The following is a 9,506-nucleotide window of genomic DNA, read 5'->3' as shown; positions in this document are numbered from 1 at the left end:
GGCTGCGCCGCCGGCGCCCTCGGCACCCTCGGCCTCCGCGCCCTCGGCCACCGTGCCCTCGCCGGGCGCTCCGGCCGGGGCGTCGACCCCGGCCCCGGGGTCGGGTGCCCCGAGCAGGTCGACCTTGGCCGCCTCGGGCACCAGCAGCCACACCACCCACAGCAGCAGGACCACCCCGGCCGCGACGAGCGGGCCCCGGTGCAGCGGGGCGGCGGGCGCGTCCTCCCCCGCGGGACGGGGGGCGGTCCGCTCCTGCGTGGTCGTCACCCGGTCGAGGCTAGGGGCGCGGCGGCACCGGACGACGGGGGCGCGCGGCCAGGTGCATGCCCCCGCGCGGGCGCAGCGTCACCGACGCGACGACGCCGGGGCGCGGCCCGGCCGGGGCCACGGTGCGGTCCCGGAGCAGCTCGGCCAGCACGACGACCGACTCGACGACGGCGAAGTCGCGGCCGATGCACAGCCGAGGGCCGGCCCCGAAGGGGATGTACCCCTCGCGCCGCCCCCCGGCGGGCTCCCCCAGCCACCGGTCGACGTCGAACCGGGTGGGGTCCGGCCACAGGTCCGCCCGGCGGTGGTGCACCCACGGCGACAGGATGACGAGCGTCCCCGCGGGCAGCGGGACCCCGTCGACGACGTCGTCGGCCAGCGCCCGCCGGGTGATGACCCAGGCCGGCGGGTAGAGCCGCAGCCCCTCGTCGACGACGGCCCGCACGACCGGCAGCCGGGCGACGTCCTGCCAGGTGACCGACCGCGTGCCGCCGGGGGTGCCGCCCGAGGTCCCACCGGGGGTGCCGCCGGGCGCACTGCCGGGAGTGCCGTCGGGAGCGCTGCCGGGGGTCCCGTCGCCCAGCACCGCGTCGAGCTCGGCGTGCACCCGGGCGACGACCTCGGGGTGCTCGGCGAGCAGGCGCAGCGTCCACGTGAGGCTGGCGGCGACCGTCTCGTGCCCGGCGATGACGAGGGTGACGAGCTCGTCGCGGACCTCGCCGTCGGTCATCCCGGAGGCCAGCAGCAGCCCGAGCACGTCGTGGCCCGGCTCCCGCTGGGCCCGGCGCGAGCGGACCATCGCCGCGCACGCCTCGTCGAGGGTGGCGCGGGAGCGGGTGAGGCGGCGGGCGGTCGGCGTGGGGACGCCGGGCGGCGCCGTCCACGGCCGGGTGGCGCGCCGCATGACGACCTCCAGCGCCTCGTGCACCGCGCCCACGAGGCGGTGGCCCTCGGCCGCGCCGCCGTCCACCAGGTCCGCCCCGAACAGGGTCCGGCCGACCACGTGCAGCGTGGCGCGCATGAGGACGTCGTCGACGTCGACCACCCGGCCGGGGGCGGCGTCCCACTCCTCGCGGACGAGCCCCGCGGCGCGCACGGACTCCGCCGCGACGTGGGCGAGGGTGTCGCGGTGGAACGCGGGCTGGACCGCGCGGCGGTGCGCCCGCCACACCTCGCCGTCGGTGGTGAGCAGCCCGGCACCGGTGACCAGGGCCAGCGAGGTGTACTGGATGGTCTCCTTGCCGTAGCCGCGGTGGTTGTCCTGCAGCACCCGCCGCACCCCCGCGGGGCCGTCGACGAGGACCGCCGGGCGGCCGTTCATCGGGAACGGCACCACGTCGCCGTAGCGCGCGGCGGTCTCCTCGAGGAACGGCAGGGCGTCGGACAGGATGCGCGGCACCGCGGCGACCATGTGCCAGGGCAGCGGGCCGTCGGCGTCGACCTCGGTGAAGCGGGCGTTGCGCCGGGGCGCGGGCGGGGCGCTCACAGGTACAGGCCGGTCCCGCCGTCCGGCACCCGCGGCGCGGCGACCGCGTGCAGGTCGCGCTCGCGCAGCACGACGTAGCTGGCCGCGTGGAGCTCCACCTCGGCCTTGTCCTCCGGGTCGTAGAGGACCCGGTCGCCGACCTCGACCTGGCGCACGTGCTGCCCGGTGGCGACGACCTCGGCCCAGGCGAGCCGGCGGCCCATGGTCGCGGTGGCGGGGATGACGAGCCCGCCGCCGGAGCGCCGTTCCCCGTCGCTCTCGGCGCGGACGAGCAGGCGGTCGTGGAGCATGCGCACCGGCAGCCGGCCGTCGTCGGGGGTCGTGACAGAGGTGCCGGAGGTGCCGGACGTGCCGCTCACCAGCCCGCGCTCCCGGGCCCGCCCTTGAACGGGCCCACCACGTCGTCGGTCACCCAGCCGCCGTAGAACCCGCCGGGCTGCGGCCGGACGACCTCGCCCGCGACGGTGATCTCGTCGGCGGCGGAGGCGTACAGGGCCACGTGCCCGGCCAGCGCCGCGAACGCGGGCGTCGGGTCCGGGTAGGTCCAGGCGGCGGAGGCGGCGACCCGGCCGTCCGGGGCGACGAGGTCGAGGTAGGCCGCGCGGCCCTTCCACTCGCACACCGAGCCGCCCGCCGCGGGACGCAGCACCCCGGGCGCGAACGCCGTCACGGGCAGGTACCAGGTCGGCGGGTGGGAGGTCTCGAGGACCGTGAGCGCGGCCGAGGTCCGGCACACCTCGGCGCCGAAGGTGACGACGACCGTGCGGGGGTCGCGGACGAGCAGCGGCGGGCGGGGGTGGTCCCACACCGACGTCTGGCCGGGCCCGGGCTCCTCCGGGACGACGCCCCGCGGCACCCGGGCGGCGCGCCCCCGCGCCGGCAGCAGGCCGGCGGGAGCCTGCCCGGGAGGGGTCACCGGGACCGGTGCCGGGCCACGACGAGGGCGACGACGACGGCCACCACGGCGCCGGCGACGGCCGCCACGCGCTCGTACAGCAGGTTGCCCTGCTCGTCGGTGACGGCGCGGCGGGCCCGGTCGACGGCCTCCTCCTTGGCGTCCGCGGCGAGGTTGGCGGGCTTGACCCGCTGGGCGAGCTCGTCGAGCGTCCCCGACAGGTGGGCGCGGCGCGCCTGGATCGCCGCCTGGAGCGCGTCGGGGTCGCCGGACAGCACGGGCGGCCTCGGGGCGGAGGGCGGGAACGGGGAGGGCTCGGTGCTGCTCATGGGGCTCACGGTAACGACGTGGCGGCGCCCGTGCGTCCCCGCGGCACCACGGCCGCGGGGTCGAAGCCGACCGGCAGCTCCAGCCGGTGCCGGGCGAGCAGGTCCGGGTCCTGGAGCACGTCCAGGGTGGGCCCGTCGTGGGCGATGCGGCCCGCGTCCAGGACGACGCTGCGCTCGCACAGCTCGAGGGCGAAGGGCAGGTCGTGGGTGACGACGACCACGGTGACCGGGAGCGCGGCGAGCACGTCGAGCAGCTCGCGCCGGCTGGCCGGGTCCAGGTTGCTCGACGGCTCGTCGAGGACCAGCACCTGGCAGCGCATCGCGAGCACCGTGGCCACGGCCACCCGGCGGCGCTGGCCGAAGGACAGGTGGTGCGGCGGCCGCGCGGCGAACTCGCGCATCCCGACCGCGTCGAGCGCCTCGTCGACGCGGGCGTCCAGCTCGGCGCCGCGCAGCCCCAGGTTGGTGGGGCCGAAGGCGACGTCGTCGCGGACGGTGGGCATGAACAGCTGGTCGTCGGGGTCCTGGAAGACCAGGCCGACCGCGCGGCGGACCTCGCCGAGGGTGTCCTTGGCCACCGCGATCCCGCCGACGAGCACCTCGCCGACCGCGTTGGAGCCGGCCGCCCGGCCGAGGATGCCGTTGAGGTGCAGCAGCAGGGTCGTCTTGCCCGCGCCGTTGGGGCCGAGGACGGCCAGCCGCTGCCCGGCCGGGACGACGAGGTCCACGCCGAACAGGGCCTGGTGGCCGTCGGGGTAGGCGAAGGCCACCTCGCGCAGCTCCAGGGCGGGCACGGCCGCCGCCCCGTCCCGGGGGGCGGGCAGGCCCGGCTCGTGCGGCTGCGGGGTCACGCGCTCACCCTGCCACCACGAGCCAGGCGGTCTGCTCGCCGGCCACGACCGCGGCCACGGCGACCGCGGCCACCACGGACCAGGCACCGGCGAGCGCCGCCCACTGGCCCGGGCGCGAGGCGGGGGCACCGAGCTGCGGCATGGTCCCGGTGAAACCGCGGCTGACCATCGCCAGGTGCACCCGTTCGCCCCGCTCGTAGGAGCGGATGAACAGCGCGCCGGCCGCCTTGGCGACGACGGGCACGTGGCCCAGGTGGCGGGCCTGGAAGCCGCGGGCCGCACGGGCCAGCGCCATCCGGCGCATGTCGTCCACGACCACGTCGAGGTAGCGGACCATGAACGACAGGATCGTCACGAACAGGCCGGGCACCCGCAGGCGCTGCAGCCCCACGACGAGGTCGCGCGGGGTCGTCGTGGCCGACAGCAGGATCGCCGCGACCACGCCGAGGCTGCCCTTGGCGAGGATGTTGAAGCCGCCGAGCAGGCCGTCGACGGACAGCGACAGCCCGAGGACGTCGACCCGCTCCCCGAGCGCGACGAAGGGCAGCAGCACGGCGAAGACGAGGAACGGCACCTCGATGAGCATCCGGCGCAGCACCGTGCGCGCCGGCACCCGGGTGAGGACGAGGAGCCCGACGAGCAGGAGCGCGTAGACGCCGAACGCCCAGGCCTGCTCGCGCGGGGTCGCCACCACGGTGACGACGAAGGCGAGCAGCCCGACGATCTTCACCTCGGCCGGCAGGCGGTGCAGCGGGGTGTGGCCGTGCAGGTAGAGCCCGTCGGAGACGCTGCGGGAGGAGGCGCCGTGGGCGTGGCCCGCGCCCACTCAGACCTTCTCGCTCGTGCGGTCGTCCCGCGGGGCGGAGGAGGGGCGGACGAGACGGGCGACGAGCAGGGCGATGCCGAGGGCGACGAGGACGCCGACCACCCCGGCCAGCCCGGTCGCCAGGTACGGGTTGTCGATGCCGGCCACGGCGTAGTCGCCGAACGGGCTGCCGGAGGCCGCGGAGTCCTCGGCCGTGCCGAGGAAGCCCATCCGGTCCGCGACGTACTCCAGGCCGTCGGGGTTCGCGCTGGCCCACGACGACACGCCGCCGGCCAGGACCAGGCAGACGCCGAGCGCACCGGCGACCCAGCCCAGCCCGATCCGGCGGACCCCGTCGGCGACCGGGGTCGCGGTGACCTCGCGGCTCTGCCCGTCGGCGGACGTGACGACCAGGTTCGTGCGGTACCTCCGGGCCAGCCGCACCAGGTCGGGGCGGGTCGCGACGACCGCGCCGACGGTGAGCCCCGTGATGACGGCCTCGCCGACGCCGATGGCGACGTGCCAGGTGAGCATGAACGCGGTCAGCTGGCCGAGGTCGAGCTCGGCGGCCCCGCCGACGGCGTAGAGGCCGACGAAGACCAGCGCGGTCGCGGGGACCGACACCAGGGCGCCGACGGCCGCGGCGGGCACGGCGGAGGACGCCCGGCCCGGCAGGACGGCCATGACGGCGCGGGAGACCAGGTAGCCCACGACGACGGTGACGATGCCGATGAGGAACACGTTGGTGCCGAGCGCGGAGACCCCGCCGTCGGCGAACAGCAGGGCCTGCAACGACACCACCACCGCCAGGCAGATGACCGCCGTCCAGGGGCCGACGAGCGCGGCCGCGAGCGCACCGCCCATGAGGTGGCCGGAGGTGCCGATGCCGACGGGGAAGTTGAGCATCTGCACCGCGAAGACGAAGGCGGACACCAGGCCGGCCATCGGGGCGGCGGCCGTGGACTCGGCCAGCTCGGCGCGGGCACGGCGCAGGGAGACGGCGACGACGCCGACGGAGGCGGCACCCGTCGCCAGGGAGGTGGACAGGTCCAGGAAGCCGTCGGGCACGTGCACAGGGATGCTCCTCGTCACAGGTGGTGCGGTGGGGCGCAGGGGGGTACGGCACGGGGCCGCCCGACGATGGTGACCTCGCCCCGTCCGGGGCGCAATGCGAAACTACGACCGTGTCGCAGCTGCAGCCCGGCGACCGGGCCCCCGACCTCGTCCTCCCCGCCGCCGACGGCTCGACCGTGTCGCTGGCGGACCTGCTGGCCCGGGGGGACGGCCGCAGCGTCGTCGTGTACTTCTACCCCGCCGCGATGACGCCGGGGTGCACGACGCAGGCCTGCGACTTCCGCGACAACCTGGCCTCGCTGGGCGCGGCCGGCTACGACGTGCTCGGGGTCTCCCCCGACCCGGTCGAGCGGCTGCGCGCCTTCGCCGGGCGCGACGCGGTCCCCTACCCGCTGCTCTCCGACCCCGACCGGTCGACGATGACCGCCTGGGGCGCGTGGGGCGAGAAGAAGCTGTACGGCAAGACCGTGACCGGCGTCCTGCGCTCGACCGTGGTCGTCGGCCCCGACGGCGTGGTCACCTGGGCGCGCTACGGCGTCAAGGCGACGGGCCACGTGGCGATGCTGCGCCGGCAGCTCGGCGTGGACGCCTGAGCGCACGGCACACTGGCCTGCACGCCGACATCCCCGGGGGACCACCGTGAGCCAGGACGACGACCCGTACCGCACGCCCGGCCAGCCACCGCAGCCGTGGCAGCACGTCCCCGGGCAGCAGCCGTCCGCCGGGCAGCCGTCCCCCGGGATGCCGTACGCCGGGCAGCCGTACGCCGGGCAGCCGTCGGACCTGGAACGTGCGCCGCGGCCGCCGGCGGTCGTCCGGCTCGGCCAGGTCATGCTCGCCGGGGCGGTCGTCGCCGTGCTGCAGGGCGTGCACGCCGCCGTCGCCGCCGACGACCTGCTGGCCGGGGCGGCGGCGGACCTCGACGAGGCCGCCACGACCTCCGGCCTGGACCCCGCGTCGTTCGCCGACCTGGCGGGCGACGTCTTCCTCGGCGTGGTCCTCGTGGTCACGGTCGTCACGGCCGGGCTGTGGCTGCTGTTCGCGCGGCTCTTCGACCGGGGCAGCGGCCGCGTCGTGGGCACGGTCCTGGCCGCCCTCAACGGCGTGACGCTGGTGTCCGGGCTGCTCGCGCCCACGGACCTGCTCGAGTGGCTGCTCAGCGCGGTCATGGCGGCGCTGGTCGTCGCTGGCCTCGTGCTGCTGTGGCGCCCGGCCTCCTCGGCGTGGTTCCGCGCGGCCGCGGCGGGGCGGCCCGACCTCACCTGGTGAGGGCCGCCGCGTCCTAGGCTGGCCGGGCGCGGGAGTGGTGGAACTGGCAGACACGCAGGACTTAGGATCCTGTGCCCCTGGGCGTGCGGGTTCGAGTCCCGCCTCCCGCACGCGTGGTCGCCGACGCCGGCGCCCGGGTGGGCAGCGAGCCCCCCTGCCCCGGTCCCGCAGGACCATGGCCCGCGGGGGCGCCAGCCCCTAGCCTTCCCCTGTGATCGTGCTCACGGCCGACCAGAGGGGCAGCAGGAGCGGCTCCGACCTGGTCGGGGACGGTCTGGCGCTGCTCGGCCGCGTCGTGCCGGACCCGCTGCGGGGGTTCGAGCGGACCGCGGGCGACGAGCTGCAGGGCGTGCCCGGTGACGCCGTGCGCGCCGTCGCCGCCCTCGAGGCGCTGGTCGCCGACGGCCGCTGGTCGGTGGGCCTCGGCGTCGGGCCGGTCGAGCTGCCGCTGCCCGCCTCGACGCGGGCGGGCCGCGGACCTGCCTACACCGCCGCCCGCGAGGCGGTGGAGACCGCGAAGGAGCGGCACCACCACGTCTGTCTCGTCCCGGGCGGGCTGCCCGACGACGCGGCGGCCACCGTCCGCGACGCCGACGCGGTCCTCGCGCTGGCCCTGACGGTGGCGCTGCGCTGGAGCGAGGAGGCGCGCGAGGCCATCGCCCTGGTCCGCGGCGGGTCCACCCAGACCGACGCGGCCCGCACCCTCGGCGTCACCCGCCAGGCCGTGGGCCAGCGGCTGGGCGCGGCGCTGTTCCGCCAGCACAGCGAGGCCGTCGCCGTCGTGGTCCGCCTGCTCGAGCAGGCCGACGCCGCCTCGTCACGGGCCGGCCAGGACCTCGGCGACCGGGCCCCGTCGCCGCGGCGGGCCGGGTGAGCACCGACCCCGTGCTGGTCGCGGTCCTCCTCGTCCTCCTGACCGCCCTCGCCGTCGGCTGCTCGGTCCTCCTGCCGTTCTCGCTGCGGCCGGGCATCGTCACGGGCCCGCCGTGGCTCGGCGCCGTCGTCGTGTCCGCGCTCCTGGTCCCCCTGGTCGCCGCCGGGCTGGTGGGCCTGGCCGCCGCCCCGCTCGACGGCGTCGCGCTCGTCGCGGCGGTCGCCGCGCTCCTGCTCGCCGCGGCCACGGGCGGCTCGCCGTTCGCGACCGGGGTGCTCCGCCTGGCGGACCCCGCGGCGGCCCGCGCGGCGGAGGGGATGGACCTGCAGACGGTGTCGCTCGACGTCACCACCTCCCGGCCCGCCCGGCCGCCGCTGGCCACGCTGTCCGCGCCGGGCCTGCTGCGCGGCGGGGCGACGCTCGGGGTGCTCGAGCGGGTCGCCACGTTCGGCACCCTCGCGGCGGCCAGCCCCGAGGGGATCGCCGTCGTCCTCGCCGTCAAGGGGCTGGGCCGGTTCGGCGAGCTCAAGGTCCCGGCCGCGCCGGAGCGCTTCATGATCGGCACGTTCGCCAGCGTGCTCTGGGCCTGCGGCTGCTGGGCCGTCACGCTCACCGTCCTCTGAGCGGCGGCCTCCCTCCGGGCGGCACCGTGCTCTGGAGCGGGCCCTACCCCTCGACGACGACCTCGACCCGGTCGTAGCCCTGCGCGCCGTCGGGGGCGGGGGCCGCGGGCTCCTCCGGCTGCACCTCGCCGGCCGCGTCGACCGCGCGCACCTGCAGCTCGTGGGTGCCGGGCGTCGCGTCCCACTCCCAGCGCCACTGCCGCCACGTGCTGCTGGTGCCGGCGTCGGACAGGTCGGCCTCGGCCCACGGCCCGCCGTCGACGCGCACCTGGACCGCGTCGACGCCGACGTCCATCGCCCACGCCACGCCGGCCACGACCGTCGGTCCCGCGGGCACCGTGCCGCCGGGCACGTCGATGCGGGAGGAGATCTTCACCGGGCCCAGCGCCGACCAGCCGCGGGGCGTCCAGTAGCCCTGCGCGTTGGCGAAGCGGGTGAGCTGCATCTCGACGACCCACTTGGTCGCCGAGACGTAGCCGTACAGGCCGGGGACGACGAGCCGGGCCGGGAAGCCGTGCTCGACCGGCAGCGGCTGGCCGTCCATCCCCACGGCGAGCATCGAGCCGCGGTCGTCGGTGAGCGCCTCGACCGGGGTGCCGGCGGTCCAGCCGTCCACGCTGCGCGAGAGCACCATGTCGGCGCCGGGCAGCGGGCCCGCCTCGGCGAGCAGGTCGGCGGTGCGCACGCCGCGCCACAGCGCGTTGCCGACGAGGTCCCCGCCGACGGGGTTGGAGACGCAGCTCAGCGTGGTCCAGCGCTCGACGAGGCTGCGGGCGAGGACGTCGTCCCAGCCGAGCTCGACCTCGCGCTCGACGAGCCCCGTGATGCGGAGCGACCAGTCGGCGGTCGTGAGGGACGGCACGACGAGCGCGGTATCGATCCGGTAGAAGTCCCGCGACGGCGTCCGGAACGGGGTGATGCCGCGCACCGCGTCGAAGGTCGCCGACGCCTCGACCGGGGGCAGCGGCTCGGCCGCCGCCGGCAGGACCACCGCGGCGCGCGACCGGGCCCCGCCCGCGCGGGCCGACGACAC

The 9,506-nt window shown here is 77.4% G+C and carries 13 protein-coding genes and 1 tRNA gene; 5 read left to right on the top strand and 9 right to left on the bottom strand.

Annotation, left to right across the window (positions count from 1 at the left end; genetic code table 11):
- From WCS02_RS13730 to WCS02_RS13695, 8 genes are all read right to left on the bottom strand, one after another.
- A partial coding sequence (locus WCS02_RS13730; RefSeq protein WP_340294161.1) for a hypothetical protein occupies nucleotides 1-267 on the bottom strand: 267 nt, incomplete at its 3' end.
- Nucleotides 268-277: 10 nt separating this feature from the next.
- Nucleotides 278-1,753 (bottom strand): cytochrome P450, encoded by a 1,476-nt coding sequence (locus WCS02_RS13725; RefSeq protein ID WP_340294159.1) that lies wholly within the window; start codon nucleotides 1,751-1,753, stop codon nucleotides 278-280.
- A complete protein-coding gene (locus WCS02_RS13720) occupies nucleotides 1,750-2,043 on the bottom strand; it encodes a GroES family chaperonin (protein WP_340294162.1) in 294 nt (97 codons plus the stop codon). The genes WCS02_RS13725 and WCS02_RS13720 overlap by 4 nt, the downstream gene beginning before the upstream one ends.
- A 65-nt stretch (nucleotides 2,044-2,108) precedes the next feature.
- Nucleotides 2,109-2,669 (bottom strand): DUF427 domain-containing protein, encoded by a 561-nt coding sequence (locus WCS02_RS13715; protein WP_340294157.1) that lies wholly within the window; start codon nucleotides 2,667-2,669, stop codon nucleotides 2,109-2,111.
- Nucleotides 2,666-2,977, bottom strand: coding sequence for a DUF3618 domain-containing protein (locus WCS02_RS13710; RefSeq protein WP_340294155.1), 312 nt, complete (start codon nucleotides 2,975-2,977; stop codon nucleotides 2,666-2,668). The genes WCS02_RS13715 and WCS02_RS13710 overlap by 4 nt, the downstream gene beginning before the upstream one ends.
- Nucleotides 2,978-2,982: 5 nt before the next feature.
- The gene (locus tag WCS02_RS13705; protein WP_340294153.1) at nucleotides 2,983-3,828 is read right to left on the bottom strand and encodes an energy-coupling factor ABC transporter ATP-binding protein; all 846 of its coding nucleotides are present in this window, start codon (nucleotides 3,826-3,828) and stop codon (nucleotides 2,983-2,985) included.
- A gap of 4 nt (nucleotides 3,829-3,832) precedes the next feature.
- Nucleotides 3,833-4,654 carry a cobalt ECF transporter T component CbiQ gene (cbiQ, locus tag WCS02_RS13700; protein ID WP_340294151.1) on the bottom strand — a complete coding sequence of 274 codons (822 nt, stop codon included), beginning with the start codon at nucleotides 4,652-4,654 and terminating at the stop codon, nucleotides 3,833-3,835.
- Complete coding sequence (locus WCS02_RS13695) at nucleotides 4,655-5,707, bottom strand: energy-coupling factor ABC transporter permease (protein ID WP_340294149.1); 1,053 nt, start codon at nucleotides 5,705-5,707, stop codon at nucleotides 4,655-4,657.
- A 110-nt stretch (nucleotides 5,708-5,817) separates the two neighbouring features.
- Here WCS02_RS13695 and WCS02_RS13690 point away from each other — a divergent pair, with 110 nt between their 5' ends.
- From WCS02_RS13690 to WCS02_RS13670, 5 genes are all read left to right on the top strand, one after another.
- Nucleotides 5,818-6,300 (top strand): peroxiredoxin, encoded by a 483-nt coding sequence (locus WCS02_RS13690; protein WP_340294147.1) that lies wholly within the window; start codon nucleotides 5,818-5,820, stop codon nucleotides 6,298-6,300.
- Nucleotides 6,301-6,346: 46 nt separating this feature from the next.
- Entirely contained in the window at nucleotides 6,347-6,976 is a 630-nt protein-coding gene (locus WCS02_RS13685; RefSeq protein WP_340294145.1) for a hypothetical protein, read from the top strand.
- Nucleotides 6,977-7,004: 28 nt separating this feature from the next.
- A tRNA-Leu gene (locus WCS02_RS13680) sits at nucleotides 7,005-7,086 on the top strand.
- 101 nt (nucleotides 7,087-7,187) lie between these two features.
- Nucleotides 7,188-7,850 carry a hypothetical protein gene (locus tag WCS02_RS13675; protein WP_340294143.1) on the top strand — a complete coding sequence of 221 codons (663 nt, stop codon included), beginning with the start codon at nucleotides 7,188-7,190 and terminating at the stop codon, nucleotides 7,848-7,850.
- Nucleotides 7,847-8,473, top strand: a complete 627-nt coding sequence (locus WCS02_RS13670) for a hypothetical protein (protein WP_340294141.1) — start codon at nucleotides 7,847-7,849, stop codon at nucleotides 8,471-8,473. The genes WCS02_RS13675 and WCS02_RS13670 overlap by 4 nt, the downstream gene beginning before the upstream one ends.
- Nucleotides 8,474-8,516: 43 nt before the next feature.
- Here WCS02_RS13670 and WCS02_RS13665 read toward each other — a convergent pair.
- Nucleotides 8,517-9,506, bottom strand: a 990-nt coding sequence (locus WCS02_RS13665; protein ID WP_340294139.1) for a molybdopterin-dependent oxidoreductase, incomplete at its 5' end; no start/stop codon positions are given.

Origin of the sequence: Aquipuribacter hungaricus (assembly GCF_037860755.1) — a bacterium.
Lineage (GTDB): Bacteria > Actinomycetota > Actinomycetes > Actinomycetales > JBBAYJ01 > Aquipuribacter > Aquipuribacter hungaricus.
Note: the sequence above shows the minus strand (reverse complement) of the source record. Positions and strands in the feature narration are given on the sequence as shown.

Bases quoted from the DNA above. Each gene is read 5' to 3' on its own strand.
- WCS02_RS13710 (WP_340294155.1), bottom strand. From the start codon at position 2,977: ATGAGCAGCACCGAGCCCTCCCCGTTCCCGCCCTCCGCCCCGAGGCCG.
- WCS02_RS13720 (WP_340294162.1), bottom strand. From the start codon at position 2,043: ATGCTCCACGACCGCCTGCTCGTCCGCGCCGAGAGCGACGGGGAACGG.